This window comes from Novosphingobium sp. 9U, assembly GCF_902506425.1.
In the GTDB taxonomy this organism is placed as follows: domain Bacteria; phylum Pseudomonadota; class Alphaproteobacteria; order Sphingomonadales; family Sphingomonadaceae; genus Novosphingobium.
Genome location: NZ_LR732488.1, coordinates 111379 through 134300, shown reverse-complemented (window position 1 = coordinate 134300; position 22922 = coordinate 111379). Strand labels below are relative to the sequence as shown.

Sequence of the window (22922 nt, the reverse complement as noted above, 5' to 3'; positions counted from 1 at the left end):
TCCTGTCTCGTCTGGAATGTTCGTGCTTCAAGCTTCGATGGTGTCGAAACCAAACGGCGCGAACCAACGGCGGTCCTTGGCGATGCGCGCCCCTTCGAAGCGCAGGATGACCTGGCGGATTGGCGACATCACCGCCGCGTCCCCTTCCTCGCCAGCCGCAGCGACAAGCTCGTCGATGGCGGAGTTCAGCGCCAAGCGATGCGCGCGCGGATCACCGTCAGCCTGACGGCACAGGGCGGCAAGCGCCTCGCGCGCGTCGCTGACCGCGGCACCAAGCCCTTCGATTGCCACCAACGCTTCCGCCAGCTGCCTGGCATCACCCAGTTCCTCGGCCTCGTAAGCAGCCGCGCCGTCGATCTGGCTGCGCAGAATGCCTAGGTGACCCACGCACATGTGCAGTTGCTCCTGAGCCATGCCTGCATCGCCAGGAAGAGAAGGCAGGATCACGTCAGTCAGCGAACGGATGACGCTGGCAAGTCGTTCATCGATCGTCGGCGTCATGCGAATTCCTCCATGCAAAGCAGGCGATGCATGTCGTCGGCGAACATGGGTCCGATTGAGGCGACGAACGACAGCAGGACATCCTGATGATTATGGGCGGCGCGCGCCGCCGACAGGCCGCTCGCGGCGACCACAACGTAGATCTTGAAGGCACTGAGCACGTCATACCAGTGCAGTGTGCGTCGGTTGACAGTCCGGCCCGAAGCCTTCTCGTAGGCGGCGATAAACTCTTCGCGTGGATAGAGGTCGCTCACGCGGAACAGGCCATCGTCCCACGTGCCGAAAACCTGGACCAGCGTGTAGGCGAGATCCTCGTGAAAGTCGCCGATCCGGGCGAGTTCCCAATCGAGCACCGCCGTGATCCGACCGGTGCTCTCATCGAAGAGGTAGTTGCCGGTACGATAGTCGCCATGGATCATGACCAACTCGTCGCAGGACGGCATGTTTTCGATCAGCCATTGCTCGGCGTAGCTCATGATCGGCCGATCCTCGACCTTGTCGGTAGCCCACAGAGCGCGCCAATAGTTTAGCGTCCAGCGCGCGGCCTGCTGGGGATCGGCCGTGGGCGCCTGGAAGCTTGCCAGCCCGGGCACGTCCCACTTCAGCCCGTGCAGGCTGACAAGGTGGTCGACGAACTGCGGGCCGATCTGCGTACGGAGCGGATCGCCGAGCCACGTGCCGACGCCGGTGGCTTTCGCTGCAGCGTTGGACGGTTTCGTTACGCCGCCCACGAACTCCATGATCACCGCGGGCTGGCCGAAAGCGTCCCCTTCCTGGTCCAGCCAGACGGGGAGCGGCGCTGGGATCAAGCCCTGCACCGCGCGGAGGATGTCGTGTTCGCGGCGTCGGTCGGTCTCGGTGATCGCCTCGGCAGGGTCCATTCGCAATACATAGCGCTGGCTCGGAGCACCATCGCGGTCCAGCGTGAAGACAAACTGCTCCTTCGAAGCGCCTCCGCCCATGCGCGCGACACCAGAAACCCGGGCACCAGGCTGATGCTGCGCCAGAAATCGTTCGAGCCGCTCGGCCACTTCGGCGGTATTGCGAGCGCTGTATGGCGGCTGCGGCCGCTTGCGAATGCGGTCGGCGATGAGCCGGGCGCAAGCGGGCTCCATGTCGTCGTAGGGGATCATGTCATCGCCTCGTGGTTTCATAAGGACCATTGGCCCGGATGTGATTGAGGTAGGCAGTCGGCCAGGCGCACTCGAGCCAGCCAACGCCGGGTCGCCCGTCGACGGCGCACTCGCCGGGCCCCTCGTGCAGTTTCAGCTCCGGATGCGAGTCGAGCAGAGTGTGGCCGAAGACCTTGCCGTCCAGCTTGGTCTCACGTCCTTCGGTATCCGTGATCGTGGCCTGGTAGGACCAGTGGAACCACTGTTCGTCGAAGTCGACGTTGAGGTCCATGTCCTCGATGCAAGCCATGAGCCCGTCCTTGTAGACGTAGCCGCGCAGCTCGACCCGGCCAAGCGCCTGAAGCTGCCAAAAGTGGATAGAGACATCCTCGCCCACCTGCGCCAGGAACCACTCGTAGTGCTGCATCGCCATCCAGTCGCGCGTGCCCCAGCTGTGATCGCGGTGGCCGGTGCAGTCCAGCTCAATGGTTTTATCCTGGAACCGCAAATGCCCCCTCACTCGGCCGCTCTGCTCGATGCGGTCGTCAGCGCAGAAGCTCGGGCACCCCTTCGGATCGCCGGCATAGGAGTACGGCGGGTGCGTTGCCTCGAAGGTATAGTCGAGCGAGATCGTCTCGGTGTCCCAGCGAATGCGTGCGCGATCGAACGCGAGGTCCTGCTCCATGCTGAAGGCACCGATGTGCCAAGCGTCGAAGTTGTCGGACTCGGCGACCGCGCGATCCTCCATCTTCTCGTAAAGGGTGCCGCCTTCGACCCCCGGGCCGAAGATCGCGATCTTGGCGCCCGCCACGCCTTGGCCGGAGACGTAAGTGTAAGTGAAGAAGGCCAGCTGGTGCTCGGGAAGGACCACGATGTAGGCGCTGGCTTCTCGCGCGAGCGGCCGATCGGAAAGGCGGTGGCGCCCATCATGCACGAGGTCGATCGCCATGGCCGGATCGGCAAGTTCAGTGTTATCGAACATCCAAGTCTCCTGGATGAAAATTTTGGTGAGGCGTGTGCGGCGAGATCAATCGTCCCCGAAGAAGCGTCGCGCGTCGGCGTAAGTGGGCAAGTGCGCCGTGGTGCCGCCATCGACGCGCAAGATCTGCCCGGTCAGGTAGCGTGCGTCGTCAGACGCGAGGAACGCGACACTGGCGGCGACGTCATCCACGGTGCCCAGGAACGGAGTCAGCGTTGCCTCGAGATTGGCGTCGAGCAATTCCTGCGGGATTACCGACCGCAACAGGGGCGTGTCGATCATCGAGGGCGCAACTGCGTTGCAGCGGATACCCTTGCGGCCAAAGCGCGTTGCCACGTACTGCGTCAGTGTGTTGATGGCGCCCTTGGACACGCCATAACTTACCTGCCGGTTGAACGCGCTCATGCCGTACATCGACGAGGTGTTGATGATGCTGCCGCCGCCGTTCTTGAGCATTTCGATTACGGCGTAGCGGCAGCCCAGCATAGTGCCACGCAAGGTTCCCTGCATCACCGCGTCCCAGTTCTCGGTTGAGAGCGTAAGGATGTCGATATCCTGCGCGAACACTTCAGGCGTCACGAAGGCCGCATTATTGTGCACGATGTCGAGGCGGCCGCTGCGAGCCGCCGCACCCTCAACGGCTTCGCGAATGCTTTGCTCGTTGGTGATGTCGCAGTGAACGGCATAGGCCTGCCCACCCGCGGCGGCGATCTCTGCGACGACAGCGTTCGCGCCCTCGTCATTGATGTCGGCGATTGTGACGACCGCGCCTTCCGAGGCCATCCGCTTGGCGCAGGCCCTGCCGATCCCCGAACCGCCTCCAGTAACGAGCGCGATCTTACCTTCAAGTCTTGCCATGCAGCATCTCCCAAGCGTTCCGCAGCCCCTTCGCAGGACAACCCCAAACGCGACTCATCGCATCGTTGCCCCGACAGTCACGCGACCAGAGGTGATGAAGACGCAGCCCGTTCGTTCTCACGCGAGGCCGAGCGGACCGACTATGGTCCCCGACGGCATGATGGCGGCGAAAAGTGTCTCTCCCATCGCCGGCCCAGTCGCATGGCCAGCTCGGTCGGACGCTATTCCTAACTGACCATTTGCGCAATACCGATAATCCGGTCTATGCTCGCCGCGGACGAAGTTTGGACGAGGATCCGCCATGAAGATCGCGCGCTACTCCACGACGCAGGGAGAGGTTCGCCTCGGCCTCATCATCAACGACGGCATCATCGATCTGGCGCACTTGCCTGAGGCACCTTCGTCACCAAGCGAGCTGATCGAGAACTGGAGCAGTCTGTCGGGAGGCGTGGCCGCGCTTGCCGGACGCGCGGCCGATCACCAGCTGGATGAGGTCACGCTGCTCGCACCGCTGCCTCGACCAGGCAAGATCCTGGCACTTGGCCTCAACTATGCCGATCATGCCGCGGAAGCCGACATGGAGCTACCCGCCGAGCAGTTCTGGTTCTGCAAGCAGGGCACTTGCATCAACGACCCATTCGGGCGAATTGAACTGCCGAAGGTGTCTTCTGCGCTCGATTACGAGGCAGAGCTGGTCTTCGTGATCGGCAAGCGAATCCGCCACGCCACGCGCGAACAGGCCAAGGAGGCAATCTTCGGCTTCATGTGCGGCAACGACGTGTCTGTGCGCGACTGGCAATTTAAGACCACCCAGGTGATGATCGGCAAGTCGTTCGATTCGCACGCGCCGATCGGTCCCTGGATCGTCACCGCCGACGAAGTCGATCCGCACAACCTCGACATCCGCTGCCTCGTCAACGGCGAGAAGAGGCAGAGCTCGAACACCCACCACTTCATCTTCGATTGCTACGACCAGGTCGAATACCTCTCAAAGGTCATGACGCTGGAGCCGGGTGACATCGTGTTCACCGGCACACCATCGGGCGTTGGCGCGGTCATGCAGCCGCCAAGGTGGCTGAAAGAGGGCGACGTCGTGCGCGTGGAGATCGATGGCATCGGCGCAATCGAGAACGTCGTGCGCGCGGAATGAGTATTGGGCACGGGGGCTTCACCCCCGTGCCCGATCACGTCAGGCTCAAGCTAGCGCCAAGCCCAGCGTTGCCAGGGTAGTTCCGACGCCCCACCCGCCATCGACAGCGTAGGCTTGACCGGTCACGTAGCTCGCATCGTCGCTCGCCAGGAAGTGAATCATGGCGGCGATCTCCTCGGGCTTGCCGATGCGGCCGAGCGGCGCCAGCGCAAGCATCGCCTTGTCCAGTGCATCGCCGTTCACTTCGACTGCCAACGGTGTACGCACGCCGCCCGGACACACCGCGTTGACGCGCAGGCCTTGCGGGCCCAGTTCTACCGCGGCAGTTTGGGTTACAGAGATGATGGCAGCCTTGGACATGGCGTACTCCGCCCAGCCCGGCGTGCCGCGCACCGCCGACAAAGACGCAATCGAAACGATAGAGCCGCCTGCGGTCATGCGCTTGGCTGCCTCCCGGATGCCGGCAAGAACGCTCAGCGCGTTGACGCGATAGTAGCGGTTCGCTCGCTCGAGATCGGCTTCGGCGACGGCGTGGGTGTTGGCAATCGCGGCGTTGTTGACCAGCACGTCGAGCTTGCCGAAGCGGTCGACCGCTTCGTCGAGCAGCGCGGCCATCTGCGCCTCGTCGGACACGTCGGTGCGGCGGAACTCGCAACCCCACCCGCGGACTGTATTGCCCACATCCGAGATGTCGCCCACGAGCACGTGCGCGCCCGCACGCTGCAGGCGCTGCGCCGTCGCTTCGCCGATCCCCGAGCCAGCGCCGGTGATGACGATGCTCTTGCCGTTCAAATCGAACATGATGATTGTCTTTCTGTGGTAATGTCCGGGCAGACGGCCCCGTTCCGCGACGGCTCAACCGGCAGGTTCGCGCCTCACCAGGTTTTGCTCAGCTCAAGAGCGGTTGAATACTGGGCTGACGAGGCGGCTGGCGATTTTCCAGTTCTCTCCGTCCCGCCTCAGGCGGTCCGTCACATCAGCGACAGAAGCTACCGTGCTCACGCGGCTCTCATCGTCCGAGCGGAACAAGGTCAAAAGCGAGCGAACGACCATGCCGTCATCGCCCTCGCGCTCGACGCTGAGGTTCGACAGCACATGGCGGGTGGTCACGTGCGTCTGGGCCTGGCGCGCGGTCATAGCGCCGCGGATGGCCTCGCCTGACACAGTTCCGGGCACCGGGGCGCCCGGTCCGAAAGTGATGCTGCCATCGGCAGTGAACAAGTCGGCGGTCTCAGCAGCGCGACCTTCATCGACCAGTCGGAAGAAGAGATGGACCAGATCAGTGGCCGCGAAGCGCGTATCGAGCGGAACGGAGTTGCTCATGTCAACGCAGCTTCACGTCAGCGAGGCCGCGCGGACCGATGTCAGGGCGCCGCTTGACGTCCTCCTCAGGCTCACCCGCCTTCAAGCGCCGGATCAAGTCTTCAGGATCGAATTCGACTCCAATGGGGTTCTGCGCGAACGCGTCCGAGTAGAAGAACTTGGTGGCCTCTTCGACCGTGTCGTAATTGTCGACCTGAAGCTCGATCTGATTGCCGTCAGGGTCGGCGTAGTAGATCGAGGTCGTTGGGCCATGATTGATGGGGAACACCGGCATGATGCCCAGGTCGCGGAGACGTTCGTAAGTGCTCAGCAACTCATCGAGCGACCGGTAGGTAAAGGCGACGTGATGGAAGCCGGCGATGCCCTCGGGCTGCTCAGCCAGATCGGGCACGTTGAGCACTGCGACGCGATGATGCTCCTCGTCATAGGACAGGAACGCCAGGATATCGTTCTTGAATGCGGGCTTGGCGCCGAGCACCGTTTGGTACCAGTTCACCAGTTCTTCGAACTTGGAGGTGCGCACCACCATGTGGGCGAAACGTTCGGGCGAGATCACCCGGTTCAAAGATTGCTCTTCACGGTCAAGAGTCTGGGCAGACATATCGCTCTCCTCGCCTATCGCCGGTTACCGACTCATGGTTCGCTATGGACACCGGGCTTAGTCGAGAATCTGCTTCATACTTTCCATTTGGTCAATATTAGAAGTCCACTCTGCCACGTCGCGAGGAGGTTTTTTCCGCTAGCTCAGACAAACAGGATCTCAAAGATGAAGGCGATGTTGCGGAGGATCTCGGCCTCGGAGAACACGTCCCGGCCAGTGAGGCGCTCGTACTCCACCGCTAGCGTGAACGGTGTGCCGCCGGTCCCGATTATAAGATAATACAGCCGCGCCGGATCGCACTGGCGAACAGTGCCTTCCGACTGGCCGCGGCGCACAAGTTCACAGATCGCGGAGTAGTGCCATTGGAGAAAGTTTTCGATCACCCAGTCGAGCCGATCAGTGCCCTGATTGCCCTCGGCAGTGAGGATGCGGTGGATTTGGGGCTTCTCTGCCGACATTCGCACGAATTGCTCAACGAAACGGGCGAGCGCGACCTTCGCGCTTTCGCTCGTGGCGGCTTCCAAGTCGGCGCGGATCTGAGCACCGTACTCTTCCAAGGCCGCCTCGATCGTTGCGGTCCAGAGTTTGTCCTTGGACTGGAAGTGGTAAAGCACCAGCGTGTGGGTCACGTCAGCCCGTTCTGCCACCGCACGGGTTGAGGTACCATCGAACCCGAACGCACCAAAGCAGTCTAGCGCTGCAGCAAGGATCCTGCTGCGCACCTCGTCGCCGCGTCGGCGACGCTTGCCGCCCTCTGCTTCGCTCGTCGACGGTGAAACCTTGCGATCGGTCAGCCGGACAGCGGTGCGCCCAGACCTCCTCGGCTGTCCCTCGGTCTTGGCTGGAGCTGCCTTCGTCATGTCCTGACCGTTGTGTGTATGAGCATCGCGAGTCTGTCGCATCATGGGTAAGATATTGCAACCGGCCCGCGCCAGGCAGGGCCGCTTGCGTCCATGTAGCGAAGCCCCGGACAGGAATGACCGTCCGAGGCAGCAATTCATCAAACCGCCGTGTAGCCACCGTCCACCGGCATGATGATGCCGGTCACAAAGGAAGCGGCGTCGGTGAGCAGCCACAGGGCTGCCTCAGCCTGTTCCGAAGGTTGGCTGAAGCGTCCGATCGGATGCACGCCCTTGCAGAACTCCTCGAGTTGCGGATTGACTTCGCACGCCTTCACGAACAGCTCGGTGTAGACGGTCCCCGGCGCGATCGCATTGATGCGGATGTTATCGTGCCCGTAATCGACCGCGGCCGCCTTTGTCAGCCCGGCCACGCCGTGCTTGGCGGCAGTGTACTCAGCGGTGCCTGGGACATTCACCAGCCCGGCCACGGAGCAGGTGTTGACGATGGCGCCGCCACCCGTCTTCAGCATCTCTTCGACCTCGTGCTTAATGCAGTAGAACGTGCCGCTCAGGTTGATGTCGATCATGCGCTGCCAGTCGGAATACTCCAGTTCATGTGTGCGTTTGCCGACATTAGGGATGCCCGCGTTGTTGAACGCACCGTCAAGCCTACCGTACGTCTCAACCGCCTTTGCCACCATAGCCTTGACTTGCGCCGGATCGGCAATGTCCGTGGCAACGAACTGCGCTGTCCCGCCCGCCGCTCGAACTTCCTCAAGCACGCGCTCGCCTTCGGAGGCGTTGCGGTCGGCAAGGGTCAACTTGGCGCCCTTCTGCGCAAAGAGGATGGCCGCAGCGTGGCCGATGCCGCTGCCCGAGCCGGTTACAATGATGGAACGATCTTGTATGCCACTCATCTTATTTCTCCTTGTATCAACGTGCCAGCAAGCCTCGGGTCACCAGGGCGCTGGCCAGAGAGCGGCCTTCCTCGATCGCTCGGCTCCGACGCGCGGGACTAATCGTACGTTTCCTTCAGGCGCGCCATGTACTCGTTCATGTTGGGTAACCCGGTGGCGGCGGTCACACCGCCGTCCACCGGGATAACGGCGCCAGTCACGTAGGAGGCTGCGTCCGAGAGCAGGAACGCGATGACATTCGCCACCTCTTGCGACTGTCCCAGTCTCCCGAGCGGCGTCGCTCTCAAGAAGCCTTCGAGTAGCCCGGGCACGCCTGCAACCCCAGCCAACAACGGCGTGTCGATGCCGCAGGGACAAACCACATTGGCACGGATGCCTTCGCGTGCGTGGTCCAGCGCAAGACTGCGCGTGTAGTTCACCACCGCGCCCTTGGCCGCGTTATATGACGCCATGCCATAGTCGCCACGCATGCCGGAGATCGACGCGTTATTGACGATCACTCCACCGCCGCTGGCGCGCATGTGCGGGATTGCGGCGCGACAGGCGTGATAGACCGATGACAGATCGACCTCGATGACTTGACGCCAGAGCTCGGGCTCGGTCGTGGTGGTCGATCCCATGCCACCCATGCCGGCATTGTTGACCAGCATGTCGACCCGACCGTAAGTCGCCACCGTCATCTTAACGAGAGCTTCAATCTGGTCGGCGAATTGCACGTCGCAGCGCTGGTAGCTGGCCGAGGGGCCCAGTTCGGCGGCAAAGGCGTCGCCCTTGGCTTTATCCAAGCCGGCGAGCATCACCATGCCTCCCCCTGCAACGAGCAAGCGCGCTGTAGCCGCTCCAATTCCAGAAGCGCCACCCGTTATGATCGCCACCCGTCCGGCGAAACACTCGGCAAACATAGTTCTCTCCCGTTCTCTTCGATGCTCCGACCGTCAGCAAAGCGCATGGATCGAGATCACCATGTCCGTGACCGTCAAAGGCAGCGGTTTGGTCTTGGTGCCAGTCCCAGGTAGCTGACCATACAATCTGAAAGGCCGAGTCAGACCAAAACCTTGCTCAGCGGCGACGAAAACGCCCGCGCGGCGGATGGGCCAGGGTTGGCTAGCTGTGAGCGCCTGAGCGCGTCCGGTCGCCGCCCCCCAACCCCGCACGGAGGGACAAGTGCGGCCAATCAGCACTTCAACTCTTCATAGCGGTCGATCGGGGCGAAGTTTACGTCGCTCATCGCCACGTAGACCGGCTCGAAGAACACCGATTTATCGATATCTTCGGAGAGAGAGTATTCCGGATGGCGACCGAACGCGTCCTTGACGCTCTGCATGAACGCCACCACATCGTCTGTTTCGAAGTAATACATCGAGAGATAGTTGAAGCGGTTCTCCATTTGGAATGGGAACATCGGTTCAAGTTCAACCGCCTTGAAGCGACCTAACGGGGTTAGACCAGGAATAGACTTGTAAGTGGGATACGCTGTGTTGTCGTACCAGGCGTTGTACTCGTCAGTCCGACCCTCGACTGGGTTGGTCATCGCCAGCAGAACATATTTCGCCATTGCTTGATCCCCTCTGGTTGCGTTACGCGGGCTGGGCCGCGAGGCGCGCCCAGACTGGGGCGAACGTCTGAGCATCGAAGTACTCGTCGATGCTGGCGATCTTTCCGCCTGCAACCTTGATCACCATGCAGGCATTGAGCCCCGGCATGTTTGCGCCGTCGTCAAATGTTCCGACGAGCGTGTGCTGCTGGACCAAGCCCTGCTCGATGTCATGACGCCGTACGTCGGTATACTCGAGCCCGGACGAGATTGCGAACACGGCCGTCAGCATTCCGATATTCTCGTCCTTGCCCATCGCACTGCCCGTGGCGCCGTGCCAAACGCGGATATCGTCTGCGTAGATCTGGCGCAGCAGGTCAGGGTTGCGCTCACGAATGGCTTGGCCAAGCTTGTCGGCCAGTGCATGCGCCTCAATGTCCATTATCTGCTCTCCACTGTCTCGGCCGTCGTCGCGGCTCTCGCCCATTGAGTGGAGCAAACAGACCTTCTGGTCAATTACGATTCTCAAACCTCCGGATGATTGGTCCTTGCCCAAACGCAGGGCCAGCCCGCGATACTCTGAATAGTGCTCATCTCGCGGGCTGTGCGTTGCCGACTTGACTTGGCCGCCAAGCCGTCGGATGTAACTGACCATTTGGACCATAACAGCCGCCAAGAGCATGATAGAGGGTGCGAGAAAGCGATTGCGCAAAGTGCATAGCGATCGCCCCCTTGTGCGCAACCGACGGCATCTGACGGGAACTGAGAATGAGCAAGCAACCTGCCGTTGAAGCCGAGTACGATGTCGTGGTGGTGGGATCCGGCGTTGCTGGTCTGACCGCCGCGGTAGTCGCCGCTAAGCAGGGATTGAAGGTGCTCGTCGCGGAAAAGGCGGAACTCTTCGGCGGGACGACCGCCTTCTCCAGCGGTGGCGCCTGGATCCCCAACAACCCGTATATGGCCAGCGTTGGCCAGCACGACACGCCCGAGGAAGCGTACACTTATCTGCGCGCCACGCTGGGCAACAGCTACGACACAGATCTCGTCGAGGCCTTCGTCGAAACCGGCCCAGAGATGCTTAAGTTCATGGACGAAAAAACGAAGGTGCGGTTCTACCCCGTGCTGCTACCGGACTATCATCCGGGCGAACCCGGCGCCAAGGCCGCGCGGACTATCATCGCCGAAGCTTTCAATGGCCGTGAGCTGGGCGACTACATTCGCCATGTGCGCAATCCGCTGCCCGGCTATGTCGCGTTCGGATCTTTCCAGACCGACATGCAGCACGTACCAAAGCTGACCTCCGCCTTCCGGACGTGGGAAGGCTTCCGGTTCAGCGCCAAGCGCATGGCCGGCTTCGTGCGCGACGTAGTCACCTACGGCAAGGGTACGCACATGGCACACGGCAATGCCCTCGTGGGACGCCTGATGCGCACTGCGCTCGATGCGGGCGTCACGCTGCGCCGGGACACACCTGCGGTCCGCCTGGACGAGAGCGACGGCCGCGTGGTTGGCATCGTGCTCGAGATCGGTGGCCAGCAGCGTACCATAGGCGTGCGCAACGGCGTGGTGCTCGCCAGTGGTGGCTTTGGCGCAAACCTCGAGATGCGCGCCAAGTACATTCCACTGGCGGAAGACCATCTGTCGGCGCAGCCAGCGGAGAACGTGGGCGATGGGATCCGCATGGGGCAAGGCGCCGGCGGCGTTTTCGCGGAGCCTAACATCTCCAATGGGATCTGGGCGCCCTGCTCGGCTCATCGGGCAAAGGACGGCACCATCAAATCGGTGTTCCCGCACTTCGGGCCAGATCGCGGCAAGCCCGGCACGATCATCGTCGACACCGAAGGGCGCCGCATCGGGAACGAGGCTTCTCCCTACCAGGAGTTCGTCAGCCACATGAACGCCTCTGGCATACGGAAGGCCTGGTTCATCGGCACCAAGGTTGCGCTGAGAAAGTATGGCATGGGCGTGGCGATGCCAGCGCCTCTGCCCTATCGGCATCTGGTCCGCGACGGCTACCTCATCGAGGCTGGGACGATCCCGGGCCTGGCGCACAAACTTGGCATTCCCAAGGCCAACTTCGAGCAGACCATCGCCCGCTTCAACGAGTTCGCGGCGCGAGGGGAAGACCCCGATTTTGGTCGCGGCTCGAACTCCTACGACAATGCGCAGGGCGACTTCAACCACACGCCCAACCCTAACCTCGCACCTCTCGATCGCGGTCCGTTCTACGCTATCGAGATTCACCCTGGAGATTGCAGCACAACCCTCGGCCTCAAGACTACCCCTGACGGCCAAGTTCTGAACGCAGAGTCACAGCCGGTGCCAGGCCTGTTTGCAGTCGGACTTGACATGAACTCGCTGATGTATGGGCGCTACCCGGGCGGCGGCTCAAGCATTGGTCCGGCTCTGGTGTTCGGCTATCGTGCGGGACGCAAGCTGGCTGCTTGAGAAAGATCCAAGCCTCGGCACCGTCGAGTTTATCCATCGCCCCCCTGGAGCAGGGAGGGGCCGACTTCCTGGTAAAATCCTCACTTGGTCGGCGCGCTTAGCCCAAGGTGACCACGGCCGCGCTACGGCAATGATTTCGTCAGCGGCAAAGCGCGGGGTCGTCGCTTGTAGCTGCGTTACTCCACCCTGTCTCAACCGCCTCGAATGCTCGCCCCATCTGCGCGGCATATCGCAAAGGACTTGCTCTGCGAGGCGCAAATCAACTGTCCTCCTTGATCGCCCTCAAGCCGGCGGATCGTGCCCGTTTGGACTAAGACAGTACCTTCCTTCACTTTTGACTTCTCGGCCCCACTGCTTAGACTGAAGGGGACGCGAACATCGTTTCGATGCTCGAAGTGCGAACGGCTTTGCCGAGTCCCCGGCAATCAGCAGCACTCGCCCTGCACGTGATGAACAAAAAAAGGGCGGCGGATTGCTCCGCCGCCCAGTCAGGGTAGATCAGTTTGACCGGTTGCCGTCAGTACTTGAAACCGACGCTCACGCCGTAGGTCGCGGGCATGCCCGTGTAGCGCACGATGGTGTCGAACGCGGAAACGACGTTGTTCCAGTAGTATTCGTTGAAGATGTTCTTGCCGAACACCGACACCTGCCAACGATCGTTCGGGCCCTTGATGCCGAGGCGAGCGTCGACCAGTGTATACCCGTCGATGCCGTAGACCGCAAAGTTGCTTGGATCGGCAGCCGGTGGGTTCTGTTCGCCGCCGATGACGGAGAACGTGTCGGAACGCATCGTGACGGTACCGCCCACGAACCCTTGCAGATCCGAGCCCACGGGGAAGCTGTAATCCGCGCTTACGGCTACCTGGTGCTTGGGTGTAAAGGGGATACCCGAGCCAGCGAAGTCACTAACCACGCCGCCGCCATTGATGCCGCTGAACTCGTCAATTTTCGTGTGGATGTATGTGTAAGCGGCGTTCACGACCAAGCCCCGCGTCGGGCGCATGGTCGCCTCCAGCTCGAAGCCGTAGATCGTGGACTTCGGGATGTTCTGCAGCACGTCGAGAATACCAAACGGTGCGGCGTCGATCTTCGAGCGCAGCTGCTTGTCGGAATAGTCGTAGTAGAAGCCAGCGCCGTTCAGCTGCAGGGTTCGGTCTAGCAGGGTCGCCTTGAAGCCGCCCTCATAGGACATGACCGATTCTTGCGTAACCGGCAGGTACTGCGCGAAGGTCGAGGCTGAGACGTTGGGGAAGCTGCCGGCCTTGTAGCCGCGTCCGACATTAGCGTAGATCAGCATGCCGGGGCGCGGCTTGTAGTCGACGCCAGCCTTCCAGGACACGTTGTCCTCGTGCAGAGTCGCGTTGTACTGCCCCGGCATCCCGGGAGCAACGCCGCCGATCGTCTCGGGCTGATCGTTGATCGCAAAGCAATAGCTGGGATCGTAGCGCCCGAGGGTGCCGCCGAGAAGCACGTCATAGAAGAACGACCCGACGTTCGTGGTGGTACCCGACAGGTCGCGATTGCAGATCTGGGCCTTCGTACGCGCGTTGGTGTAGCGCACACCGCCCTTCACCGTGAGGGTGTCCGACAAGTCGAGTTCGCCGTTCACGAAGCCGGCATAGTTCCGCATCTTCTGGAAGCTGGTGTAATGGGCGCTGGAGATCGGGTAACCAAGAGTGCCAAGCGTCGAGTTGGACGACGAGGCTGAGTAGTTCAGGTCAACGATCTGGTCGACCTTGCTGCTCTCGATGTTGGCACCCGCAACCCAGCGGAACGAGCCCTGGCCGCCGTTCCCAAGACGCAGCTCCTGGAAGAAGCTCTTGATGCGACCGCGGTCACTCGGCAGGTCGAGGTTCTGTGGTGGGATACCGTCGCCTTCGTCCGCCTGGTTCTGCTTGTAATCAACATACGACGTCAGCGAGGTCAGCGTGATGCTGTCGGTTAGATCGATATCGCCGCGCAGCGCGGTTTGCCACAGGCGATTGTTTGCGAACGGAAGTCCCGGTGTCCAGTCCGAGGCGCGCGCTTTCATCGGCGAGAGCTGCGCCGCTTCCCAGGCCGGATTTGGAACCGGGTTCTGAAGGTTGCGAGCGATGAACTGCGGCGTTTGGGGGTCGCTCTTGTCCTTCCAACCGTTCACATTGAGGCTGAAGCGGATCGTGTCGGTCGGCTCGAAATTGACGATCGCACGGCCCATGTAGTTTTCGATACGACCGTTGCGATCGCCCGGGCGGCTGTTGCTGATCTGCCAGCCATCCATCCGCTCGATCCTTCCGGCGACCCGCGCCGACAGGTTCTCGCTCAGCGGGCCGCTGACGTAGCCCTCGCCGATAATCTGATTGAAGCGACCGTAGGTTAAGTTTAGCCCTGCCTGAAGATCCTTGGTTGGCTTAGCCGCGACGTAGTTGATCGCACCTCCGGTGGAGTTCTGACCGAAGAGCGTACCTTGCGGACCCTTGAGGACCTCGACGCGCTCAAGATCGTAGGCCGAGTGACGCGTCAGCACAGCAAACGGGAGCGGGGCTTCGTCTACGTAGACGCTCACTGTCGGGTAAGCGCCAAGCGACGTCTCGTAGAACCCAATGCCTCGCAAAGTGTACACCGGGGTGCCATTCGCCGAGTTGGTGTACGACAAGCTAGGAATCGACTGTGCCAAATCCTGCAGGTTCACGATTTGCTTGGACTTGAGCTCGTCGCCGCCGAGCACCGCCACGGTGATGCCGACGTCGTTGAGCTTTTGCTCACGCTTGTTGGCGGTAACGATGATGTCGCCCTCCTGCACGCTGGAGGTTTGAACGGGCTCAGCACTTGCCTCGGGCGCGCCCGGCGCGGTCTGACCGGCCTGTCCAATTTGCGCGGATGCGACGCCCGGAACTGCGAAGAGGCTCGCACCCACGAGCAGCGAAATTTTGATCTGACTGTGCATTTACGTCTCCCTGCGGGCATTCTGCACCGCTTGCATGTGTGCCCACCTTATGGGTGACCGACGGTGGGCGGCGGTTTCGATTGTTGACCAGAGTACGGTGGGCCGGAGAAATCGGCTTCTTACCACCGCCTCTCGCTATCTTTCAGCTCCCCTCATTTGAACTTAACGGTGACGTCAAGAGACGCCCAACGTGGCAGGCCGATCTGCCCGTACCGATAGCCGCCAAGTCCCTGGAGCAGGAACAGCGAGGTGATATACGTCTTGTTGAACACGTTCTTGACCGAAACGCCGACTTCGAAGCGGTCGTTCGCGTCCGCCAGGTCAACGCGTGCATTGACCAGTTCCATGCTCGGGACTTTAGCCGCAGAATCGTTGCCGGGATTGTTGTAGAAGGAGTCGCGCGCCCGCGCGTCCGCCTGGAGCCCAAGGCGGTAATCGCCGTTCGCTATCGGCAGCTCGTAACGAATGGACCCACCCACCGACCAGGAGGGCGCTAGCGGCATGTCACGGTCCGCAACCACCAGCGCGGCATTAGCAACATCCTGCAACTTGCTGTGAACCAGTCCGCCGTTGAGCTTCAACGTCAGGCCCTCGACAGGCCGGAGGCTGATATCGCCCTCGATCCCGTAGAGAGTGGCGTCATGGTTATCGGTGAACGAGGCTACGCCGACAAACGAGAGCGTGTCGAAATTCTTGTAATCGTAGTAGAAACCGGACAGGTTGAAGTTGCCGATCCGCCCGATCTCCTGCTTGAGACCCAGTTCGTAAGCAGTCAGCACCTCAGTCTTGAACTGGTACTGCTCCGGCGTGAGCCCGATGGAAATAACGCCGTTGTTGAAGCCCGGCGACTTGATGCCGCGCGAGATCGATCCGTAGACCAGCGTCCTGTCGGTGGGCTTGAAGTCCACTTCACCCTTTGCCGACCATGTCGTCTTGTTGATCCTGGTGAGCGATCCCGCGGTGGACTCGTCAAACAGGTTTTGCGCGATCGTGTCGCCATACGGAATGTCCAGCGCCATCGTGTTCCAGTAGTTGGGGAACGGGTTCGCTGGATCGGCGGGCAGTACGAAACGCAAATCCTGATTGAAGTGTTTCTTGTCTTTGGACACGCGTAGACCGCCGATCACAGTGATCGTCGGCGTTGCGTCCCACTCTACGTTACCGAATGCGGCGTAGCTCCTCGACCGCTGCTGGCCGTCCACCCGCTGCGCGAACGTCACCGAAGGCACATTCAACAGAAGCGGGATGAAGTTGCGCAAGTTTACTTTGTGCCAGAGATAATAAACACCGCCGGTGATCCGCACGCCACCCAGATCTGTGAAAGAGCGCAGCTCCTGCGTCACCTGCCGGCTGACGTTGTCGTAGTGCGTGTTACAAATCGACGGCTGGAGACCGTCGCAATCCTCGATTTGATCACGATGGTAATGGTTGTACGCGGTCACCGAGGTGATTGTGGTGGCGCCGAGATCCCAATTGAGCGTGTTGGAGACGAGATACGAGTTTGTCCCATTCAGACGCCGAACCGAGCCATTGTCGCTTTCGCCCGGCTCCACGTTGGCGAGACCAAAGGAGTCGCGCTGCGGTCCGGTTCCATAGAAGTCCTGGTTCGCTCCTAGAACGAACTGGTTGCCGGTGACCGCGTCAATCCCAACTGCCTGATGGAACACCCCATTGGTGTATCCATGCGCATTGTCGTACGAGAACTTGATGTCGTCGGTAATCGTATCGGTCGGCTTCAGCCGCAGTATCGCGCGGACCGAACGGGTCTTGAGCTGCCCGTTGTCCGGCTGGGTCCCGGACAGATTGTTCATCCAGGCGTCGTTGTCGTGGTACTGGCCGGCGATGCGCAGTGAGACCTTATCCTGAACGATCGGGATGTTGAGGACGCCCGTAATCTCTTTCGTGTCGTGCGACCCGTACATGCCGCTGATGGAAGCATAGAAATTATCAGTCGGCTTTGCGGATATGAAGTGGATCAAGCCGCCGGTACTGTTGCGCCCAAACAGCGTACCTTGCGGTCCGCGCAGCACTTCCACTCGCTGCATGTCGTATAGCGGAAAGGAGCCGGCTCCCGTCGGGACGAGATAGACATCGTCCACATAAGTGGCGATCGGGGATTCCGTGCCATCGTTATAGTCGTTTTGAGCAACGCCGCGCACGGAAAAGTTGGTGTTCGATCCGGGACCGAACACGGGTGCATTCTCAAGATTTGGTACAGAGAACGTGATGCCGGTGGAGTCCGTGATGCCTGATTTGGCGAGCGACTCCGCGCTCAAAGCAGTAATCGAAATACCAACATCGTTGACGTTTTGCTCACGCTTGGTGGCGGTCACCACGATCTCGTCCAGGTTCCGCAGACTATCAACAGTATCGGCCTGATCGTTGTTCTGTGCAACATCTTGCGCGGCTGCCGAAGTAGTCCAACTGGCCGTTAGAGTAAGCGCCAGGACGATGCGTGAGCACCGGACGCGCTGCCGTACTTTGCTCAACCTTACGTCACGGCATCTCGATACGCTCTTCATCCATCCATCCCCTCTAAGATTATAAAGCACCGCAACGGCCTGGTTGTACCCCGACCTCTTGCTCCACGTTCTCAAGTCAATGCTCAGCGGACGTCCGCTTCGACCTCTTCCCATTTGCCGGGTCGCGTTAGGCAACCGGGTCCTCTTCTGTGATCTCTAGCACTACTGCGACCTGACAATCTGGTCAATTACCTCTTCGCAGCTAGACCGTTTTCGGGTTATGTACCTGGCATTGCTGAAGAAAATGCCTCCGCTCAGCCATCTCGAAAGTTGCACTTGATGCGGATGGTCAAGAATCATCTGGCACTGTGTCCTTTGCGCAACTCCTGTCGTTCGCGATGATAGATATGTCGCTTCGAGTATCATTCCCCGTGGTAAGCCAGTGTTTCTGCCCATGGCATCCTCTTTGCTGAGCCCCCAGTCGGCACGGGGTAAGGCTCCCCTCCCCGTCTGCCCGGCACCAGAGCGCCGACGTTTTCTTGACACTCTGGTCAATTGTTCGGAGAAAGGCGGCGACTTGCGGCGCTGATCGGCAAAAAATGAGCGCGCGAGTCGATAGACCCAGAGGACGCAGGAAAGGTTATGGCTCGCATGCTTGAGGGAAAGAGCATCATCATCACGGGTGCCGCCTCCGGCATCGGCCGCGCCGCCGCCCGACTTTTCGCGGAAGCCGGCGCCCGCCTTCTTATCTGCGACTGGAACAAGGCCGGCGTCGATGAGACGGCGGACATGGTGAGGCAGGCCGGCGGCGAAGTTGGGACGATGCAGGTCGACGTCAGTGATGAGGCCCAGGTAAAAGCCCTAACAGAGAAGGGAGTCGAGCTGTATGGGCACCTGGACGGCGCCTACAACAACGCCGGCGTGCAGATGTTGAACAAATTGACGCAAGACCTCACGTTGGATGATTGGCACAAGGTCAATGGCGTCAACGCCGTCGGGATCTTTCTGTGCGTGAAGCACGAGATCGCTGCCATGCGAAAGTCAGGCAGAGGTGCGATCGTCAACACCGCCTCGGCTAACGGCGTTGTCGCGCAGGCCTACTCTACGGAGTACGTCGCCTCGAAGCACGCGGTAATTGGAATCACCCGCGGCGCCGCGAGCGAAGCCATTGAGACCGGCGTACGTGTCAACTGTGTGCTACCTGGCATGATCAACACACCGATGATTGTCGACCTGGTCAACAATCCCGAGTTCAGGCCCCACTATGACTCTGCGCTCGCGCGCCACACGGTAGGCCGCTTTGGCGAGCCTGAGGACGTTGCCTACGTCGCCCGTTTCCTCCTCTCTGACCAAGCGGCCTTTATGAACGCTGCCGCAGTTGCAGTCGACGGGGGATACACGGCGCGATGAGCCGGGGCGACTTGACGCCGCGGCGCCTTTGCCGCATTTAACTGACCATATGGTCTGTGAAGCGTCATAGGCGCGGGCAGCCCAACTGTGTTCCGATACATTCTAGGGAGCGGATTTTAGCATGGGCAACTCACAGGACGTGCCTGTTCTCATCGCCGGTGGCGGGCCGGTTGGGATGGCACTCGCCCTAAACCTGGCGCGTTACGGCGTTCGCTCGATGCTTGTCGAACGAAATCCCACGACCACGCGCCACCCTAAGATGGACCTGACGAATGGCCGCAGCATGGAGTTGTTCCATCGCTTGGGGCTCGACGAAAAGTTGCGTGACGCAGGCGTGCCGCGCGAGAACGCGTTCGACATCCTGTGGGTAACGTCCATGGTCGGACACGACCTCCACCGCTTCCCGTATCCTTCCGCGAATGAGAAGACGGACATCATCCGCTCGTGCAATGACGGCTCGCAAGGTGCCCAGGCTCCGCTACGCGTGAGCCAAATCGAAATCGAGCCTGTTCTCAAGAGGGCGATCGACGAAAGTCCGCTAGTGGACGTCCGGTTTGGCACCCGGTTCGAGAGCATCATCGACAACGGCCCGGACGGGGTCGTCGCCGAGATTGCCAACGACGCCACCGGCGAAGCCGAGACAGTCAATTGCGCTTACCTGGCAGGCTGCGACGGCGGGCGTAGCCGCGTGCGCGCGTGCCTCGGTATCAACCTGCAAGGCGACGAGAACGTTGCGGGTGCCTACATGGTACACTTCCGCACCAACGATGCCGAACTGCTGCAGCGCTGGGGGCCGGTCTACCATCTCCAATCCGGCTCGGGCACGATCATCGCGCAGAACGACAAGGACATCTACACTCTGCAGGCCTGGCTTACGCCTGACTCGAAGCCGGATGAGATGACGCCCGAGCAGGTGCTGGAAGGCTGGGTCGGGAAGCCGTTCGAGTATGAGATCCTCCAGGCCAACCCTTGGTTCGCGCACTTCGTGGTTGCGGAACGTTACCGCGAGGGCAACGTGCTGCTCGGCGGCGATAGTGCCCACCAGTATATTCCAACGGGCGGCTATGGCATGAACTCCGGAATCGCCGATGCTGCGGCGATGGCTTGGGTCCTCGCCGCACGCCTCCATGGCTGGGGCGGCGATAAACTGCTCACCGCGTACGACCTCGAGCGCCGTCCAACCGCGTGGTGGCACCTTGAGGCCTCGCGTCGCCACATGGGCGTGCGGATCCAGATTTCCGGGCTTTACCAGGAGGCTGGCGACCTTGAGGCGCAGGGCCCCGAAGCGGACGCACGTCGCGCCGAACTGGCTCGCAAGATCGAAGCGCTCGGCAACGCTGAAAACGAGAGCTGGGGGGTCGAGTTCGGCTATCGCTACGATCAATCTCCGATCGTGGCGCGCGAGCCCAACCCACCTGCGATCGACCCCATCGTCTACCAGCCCACCACTTGGCCCGGCGCCCGCTTGCCACATGTGTTTCTGGCTGATGGGGAGTCGCTGTACGATAAGCTAGGGCTCTACTTTACTCTTGTCGTCCTCGATGGCACGGACACTTCGTCACTGGAAGCAGTGGCGACCGAACGCGGTGTACCGCTCGACATACTGCGCCTGGAACGGCGGGACTTGCGCCCGATCTACGAGCGCAACCTGCTCCTCGTTCGTCCCGACCAACACGTCGCATGGCGTGGCGATGCACTCCCAGACGACACCGCCGCGTTGTTGGATCTCGTCGTGGGACGATAAACCGCTTTTCTTGCAACTGCGCCGCCCGAAAAAGCTTGATCGTGAGGCCATACCAGCCTTTTGCCTAAGCGATCGACACGATGCGCCGGCCTCGGTCGGCGCATCAGCTATGGGGCTGGTTGTGAGCATCAGGCGCGAGAAGAAGAAGGACGAGAAGAAGCATACAATTCTCGCTTCGGCCGAGGCCCTAGTGCGCGCGCAAGGCCATACCGAATTTTCAATGGCCGAACTCAGCAGAAGCGCGGGTCTGAGCACCGCCACCATCTACAACCTGCTGCAGTCGAAAGCCTCGGTGCTCTACGCGCTGCTGAACAGTTCGCTGGACAAGGTCATTGCCGCAACGCCCGCGCAGGGGAACGATCCGGTCGAGAATGCTATCCGGGCCTCGGAGATCGCTGCCAATACCTTCACCAGCGACACGGCCCTCTTCAAGCCGCTATACCGCTACCTGCTAGGGGTGTCAGATCCGGTTCACCGCCCTGCCTTCATGGGGCGTGCCCTTGCCTTTTGGATGGAACACCTTGCGGGGCTCCGAGACGCGGGGATGCTGCCGCCGGGTGTCGGGTTGGAGGAGCTCGCAAGAGACCACCAGATCTACTTTTTAGGAACGCTTGACCTCTGGGTTCAGGGGGAGCTCAGCGATGAAGGCTTTAGGGCACAAATCATCTACAGCAGCATCTTGCGGCTCTACGCGGTCCCAGGCGAAGCGGAACGTGGCCGCCTCGCCCCTCTGGCCGAAAGCCTCGGCAAGGTCGTTCGCGCCGAGGCCGGCTTTTAGGGCCGTTGCTGCGGCGCGGGGCTCCACCGCTCGAGTGATAGATCAGTCGGGTCTCAGTGCCTCGCGAACCGTGTCTGCCTCCACCCACTTGTGCAATTGTTTCAGATTATGGCGGATCAGTACTTCTGCATCCTGCAACGGCATGTCCGACTTTGCACCCGAAGCGATACCCTCTTGAGTGCGCTCGGTGTTGCCTACGTCCTCAAGCAGGACTTCGCCGAGCCGCGCGATATAATGTTCCTGCTGTAGCCGCTGCCAGACATCGATCGCATCGGGCACATAGAAGCGAGCTTCCCAGCGCGTCTCGTCCTGCGACACAGGCCAAAAGTGGTGTGTCCAGAAGCCGCCGGGAGAGACATCGATCTGGAAGTTCGGGAAGATCCAGTTGACGTCCACCGCCCAGCTTTCGGATTTCGTGGGGTTGATGGCCGGGTGGCTGAGCAATGTCTCGGTATCACCCAGACTTGCGGCCGAGAGCACGTTGCCTGTGGTGATGTTGCTGTAAAATAGCCGCTCTACGTGCGCGCCTTCCGGTGGGACGTACTCCGGGTTGCCATACGTCGAAAATGACCGGTGCGGGCCCCAGGTGTTGGCGCTGATAGGCCGGGCGAACGGGTTATCATTGCTTGCGAACGTCGTACCGATCGTCGCCGGATGGATCGCCGGCACGTGGTAGGTTTCTGCAAACGCGTCCGCGATGACCTTCCAGTTTGCCCTGAGCCGTGACACGAACAGCACCGACGTTTCGGCATGTGGGTACGGTATACCGCGGAAGGCTTCGCCATAATCGCCGAGGAACTCCTCGAGCGTCACCTCGGGCTCGGGCTGAAGATTGATAAAAATCCAGCCCTCCCAGACGTCGCAGGCGATCGATGTCAGGCCGCACTTCCTTTTGTCCAAATCGAAGAAGTTCGCTGCATCAGGCACCCCGATTAGCTCACCGTCGTTGCGGTAAGTCCAATTGTGGTAGCGGCAGACAAACCGCGATGCGTTTCCAGAGTTTTCAAGCACGACCTTGTTGCTTCGGTGCGAGCAGACATTGTGAAAGGCGCGGACCTCGCCCGCTCTGGTGCGAGTGATGATCACCGACGCCTTCGCCACGTCGATCTGCTCTAAGAAGAAGTCGCCCGGAGTCTTGATCCGCTCGACGCGCCCAAGGCATAACCAAGCTCGCTTGAAAACCTTCTCGACTTCGCGCTCGAACCAAGCTTGCGAGCGGTAAGGTTCAAGCGAGACCGGCCCCTTATCCAGCCCAGCCGCTTCGGTGAAATGGGTCCGGTCCGCTCGGAAGTCCGAAGTAATCTCGTTCATTCGATCGCGTCCTCAAACTTCCATCG

Annotated in this window: 20 protein-coding genes; 5 read left to right on the top strand and 15 right to left on the bottom strand. The window is 61.0% G+C overall.

The window, feature by feature from the left end; genetic code table 11:
• Window positions 1–27: 27 nt before the first annotated feature.
• The 4 genes from GV044_RS14850 to GV044_RS14835 are packed head-to-tail and all read right to left on the bottom strand — an operon-like array spanning window position 28 to window position 3450.
• Complete coding sequence (locus tag GV044_RS14850; RefSeq protein WP_159872242.1) at window positions 28–501, bottom strand: hypothetical protein; 474 nt, start codon at window positions 499–501, stop codon at window positions 28–30.
• Window positions 498–1634: a phosphotransferase family protein gene (locus GV044_RS14845; RefSeq protein ID WP_159872240.1), complete on the bottom strand. Its 1137-nt coding sequence runs from the start codon at window positions 1632–1634 to the stop codon at window positions 498–500. The genes GV044_RS14850 and GV044_RS14845 overlap by 4 nt, the downstream gene beginning before the upstream one ends.
• A 1-nt stretch (window position 1635) precedes the next feature.
• Window positions 1636–2595 (bottom strand): hypothetical protein, encoded by a 960-nt coding sequence (locus GV044_RS14840; protein ID WP_159872238.1) that lies wholly within the window; start codon window positions 2593–2595, stop codon window positions 1636–1638.
• 45 nt (window positions 2596–2640) lie between these two features.
• Window positions 2641–3450 (bottom strand): SDR family NAD(P)-dependent oxidoreductase, encoded by an 810-nt coding sequence (locus tag GV044_RS14835; RefSeq protein ID WP_159872236.1) that lies wholly within the window; start codon window positions 3448–3450, stop codon window positions 2641–2643.
• A 301-nt stretch (window positions 3451–3751) separates the two neighbouring features.
• Between GV044_RS14835 and GV044_RS14830 the strand changes: the two genes are divergently transcribed.
• Complete coding sequence (locus GV044_RS14830) at window positions 3752–4600, top strand: fumarylacetoacetate hydrolase family protein (RefSeq protein ID WP_159872234.1); 849 nt, start codon at window positions 3752–3754, stop codon at window positions 4598–4600.
• Window positions 4601–4645: 45 nt separating this feature from the next.
• Here the strand turns inward: GV044_RS14830 and GV044_RS14825 are convergent, their stop codons facing one another.
• From GV044_RS14825 to GV044_RS14790, 8 genes are all read right to left on the bottom strand, one after another.
• A complete protein-coding gene (locus tag GV044_RS14825) occupies window positions 4646–5401 on the bottom strand; it encodes an SDR family NAD(P)-dependent oxidoreductase (protein WP_159872232.1) in 756 nt (251 codons plus the stop codon).
• A gap of 93 nt (window positions 5402–5494) precedes the next feature.
• Window positions 5495–5923: a nuclear transport factor 2 family protein gene (locus tag GV044_RS14820; RefSeq protein ID WP_159872230.1), complete on the bottom strand. Its 429-nt coding sequence runs from the start codon at window positions 5921–5923 to the stop codon at window positions 5495–5497.
• 1 nt (window position 5924) lies between these two features.
• Entirely contained in the window at window positions 5925–6524 is a 600-nt protein-coding gene (locus tag GV044_RS14815) for a VOC family protein (protein ID WP_159872228.1), read from the bottom strand.
• Between the two features lie 143 nt (window positions 6525–6667).
• Window positions 6668–7525, bottom strand: a complete 858-nt coding sequence (locus tag GV044_RS14810) for a TetR/AcrR family transcriptional regulator (RefSeq protein ID WP_159872226.1) — start codon at window positions 7523–7525, stop codon at window positions 6668–6670.
• A complete protein-coding gene (locus tag GV044_RS14805; protein ID WP_159872224.1) occupies window positions 7525–8283 on the bottom strand; it encodes an SDR family NAD(P)-dependent oxidoreductase in 759 nt (252 codons plus the stop codon). Before GV044_RS14805 ends, GV044_RS14810 begins: the two co-directional genes overlap by 1 nt.
• Window positions 8284–8381: 98 nt before the next feature.
• Entirely contained in the window at window positions 8382–9185 is an 804-nt protein-coding gene (locus GV044_RS14800) for an SDR family NAD(P)-dependent oxidoreductase (RefSeq protein ID WP_159872222.1), read from the bottom strand.
• Window positions 9186–9457: 272 nt separating this feature from the next.
• Window positions 9458–9838: a hypothetical protein gene (locus GV044_RS14795; RefSeq protein WP_159872220.1), complete on the bottom strand. Its 381-nt coding sequence runs from the start codon at window positions 9836–9838 to the stop codon at window positions 9458–9460.
• A gap of 22 nt (window positions 9839–9860) precedes the next feature.
• On the bottom strand, window positions 9861–10472 hold the full coding sequence (locus GV044_RS14790; protein WP_159872218.1) for a nuclear transport factor 2 family protein: 612 nt from the start codon (window positions 10470–10472) through the stop codon (window positions 9861–9863).
• 113 nt (window positions 10473–10585) lie between these two features.
• Here GV044_RS14790 and GV044_RS14785 point away from each other — a divergent pair, with 113 nt between their 5' ends.
• Window positions 10586–12265, top strand: a complete 1680-nt coding sequence (locus tag GV044_RS14785) for an FAD-dependent oxidoreductase (protein WP_159872216.1) — start codon at window positions 10586–10588, stop codon at window positions 12263–12265.
• A 517-nt stretch (window positions 12266–12782) separates the two neighbouring features.
• Here the strand turns inward: GV044_RS14785 and GV044_RS14780 are convergent.
• Both GV044_RS14780 and GV044_RS14775 read right to left on the bottom strand, forming a co-directional pair.
• Window positions 12783–15191, bottom strand: a complete 2409-nt coding sequence (locus GV044_RS14780) for a TonB-dependent receptor (RefSeq protein ID WP_159872214.1) — start codon at window positions 15189–15191, stop codon at window positions 12783–12785.
• Between the two features lie 152 nt (window positions 15192–15343).
• Window positions 15344–17680: a TonB-dependent receptor gene (locus GV044_RS14775; RefSeq protein ID WP_159872212.1), complete on the bottom strand. Its 2337-nt coding sequence runs from the start codon at window positions 17678–17680 to the stop codon at window positions 15344–15346.
• 615 nt (window positions 17681–18295) lie between these two features.
• Here GV044_RS14775 and GV044_RS14770 point away from each other — a divergent pair.
• The 3 genes from GV044_RS14770 (at window position 18296) to GV044_RS14760 (ending at window position 21585) form a co-directional block, all read left to right on the top strand.
• Window positions 18296–19063 carry an SDR family NAD(P)-dependent oxidoreductase gene (locus GV044_RS14770; RefSeq protein WP_159872210.1) on the top strand — a complete coding sequence of 256 codons (768 nt, stop codon included), beginning with the start codon at window positions 18296–18298 and terminating at the stop codon, window positions 19061–19063.
• A 121-nt stretch (window positions 19064–19184) separates the two neighbouring features.
• Window positions 19185–20807, top strand: coding sequence for an FAD-dependent monooxygenase (locus tag GV044_RS14765; RefSeq protein ID WP_159872208.1), 1623 nt, complete (start codon window positions 19185–19187; stop codon window positions 20805–20807).
• Window positions 20808–20916: 109 nt separating this feature from the next.
• Window positions 20917–21585 carry a TetR/AcrR family transcriptional regulator gene (locus tag GV044_RS14760; RefSeq protein ID WP_159872206.1) on the top strand — a complete coding sequence of 223 codons (669 nt, stop codon included), beginning with the start codon at window positions 20917–20919 and terminating at the stop codon, window positions 21583–21585.
• Window positions 21586–21627: 42 nt separating this feature from the next.
• Here the strand turns inward: GV044_RS14760 and GV044_RS14755 are convergent, their stop codons facing one another.
• Window positions 21628–22896 (bottom strand): SRPBCC family protein, encoded by a 1269-nt coding sequence (locus tag GV044_RS14755; RefSeq protein WP_159872204.1) that lies wholly within the window; start codon window positions 22894–22896, stop codon window positions 21628–21630.
• Window positions 22897–22922 lie beyond the last annotated feature (26 nt).

Excerpts from the sequence above, each read along its gene's own strand:
- GV044_RS14850 (WP_159872242.1), bottom strand. The coding sequence starts at position 501 with ATGACGCCGACGATCGATGAACGACTTGCCAGCGTCATCCGTTCGCTG.
- GV044_RS14815 (WP_159872228.1), bottom strand. The coding sequence starts at position 6,524 with ATGTCTGCCCAGACTCTTGACCGTGAAGAGCAATCTTTGAACCGGGTG.
- GV044_RS14805 (WP_159872224.1), bottom strand. The coding sequence starts at position 8,283 with ATGAGTGGCATACAAGATCGTTCCATCATTGTAACCGGCTCGGGCAGC.
- GV044_RS14835 (WP_159872236.1), bottom strand. The coding sequence starts at position 3,450 with ATGGCAAGACTTGAAGGTAAGATCGCGCTCGTTACTGGAGGCGGTTCG.
- GV044_RS14790 (WP_159872218.1), bottom strand. The coding sequence starts at position 10,472 with ATGGTCAGTTACATCCGACGGCTTGGCGGCCAAGTCAAGTCGGCAACG.
- GV044_RS14795 (WP_159872220.1), bottom strand. The coding sequence starts at position 9,838 with ATGGCGAAATATGTTCTGCTGGCGATGACCAACCCAGTCGAGGGTCGG.
- GV044_RS14840 (WP_159872238.1), bottom strand. The coding sequence starts at position 2,595 with ATGTTCGATAACACTGAACTTGCCGATCCGGCCATGGCGATCGACCTC.
- GV044_RS14765 (WP_159872208.1), top strand. The coding sequence starts at position 19,185 with ATGGGCAACTCACAGGACGTGCCTGTTCTCATCGCCGGTGGCGGGCCG.
- GV044_RS14810 (WP_159872226.1), bottom strand. The coding sequence starts at position 7,525 with ATGAATTGCTGCCTCGGACGGTCATTCCTGTCCGGGGCTTCGCTACAT.
- GV044_RS14830 (WP_159872234.1), top strand. The coding sequence starts at position 3,752 with ATGAAGATCGCGCGCTACTCCACGACGCAGGGAGAGGTTCGCCTCGGC.
- GV044_RS14770 (WP_159872210.1), top strand. The coding sequence starts at position 18,296 with ATGGCTCGCATGCTTGAGGGAAAGAGCATCATCATCACGGGTGCCGCC.
- GV044_RS14825 (WP_159872232.1), bottom strand. The coding sequence starts at position 5,401 with ATGTTCGATTTGAACGGCAAGAGCATCGTCATCACCGGCGCTGGCTCG.
- GV044_RS14755 (WP_159872204.1), bottom strand. The coding sequence starts at position 22,896 with ATGAACGAGATTACTTCGGACTTCCGAGCGGACCGGACCCATTTCACC.
- GV044_RS14820 (WP_159872230.1), bottom strand. The coding sequence starts at position 5,923 with ATGAGCAACTCCGTTCCGCTCGATACGCGCTTCGCGGCCACTGATCTG.
- GV044_RS14760 (WP_159872206.1), top strand. The coding sequence starts at position 20,917 with ATGGGGCTGGTTGTGAGCATCAGGCGCGAGAAGAAGAAGGACGAGAAG.
- GV044_RS14800 (WP_159872222.1), bottom strand. The coding sequence starts at position 9,185 with ATGTTTGCCGAGTGTTTCGCCGGACGGGTGGCGATCATAACGGGTGGC.
- GV044_RS14785 (WP_159872216.1), top strand. The coding sequence starts at position 10,586 with ATGAGCAAGCAACCTGCCGTTGAAGCCGAGTACGATGTCGTGGTGGTG.
- GV044_RS14845 (WP_159872240.1), bottom strand. The coding sequence starts at position 1,634 with ATGATCCCCTACGACGACATGGAGCCCGCTTGCGCCCGGCTCATCGCC.
- GV044_RS14780 (WP_159872214.1), bottom strand. The coding sequence starts at position 15,191 with ATGCACAGTCAGATCAAAATTTCGCTGCTCGTGGGTGCGAGCCTCTTC.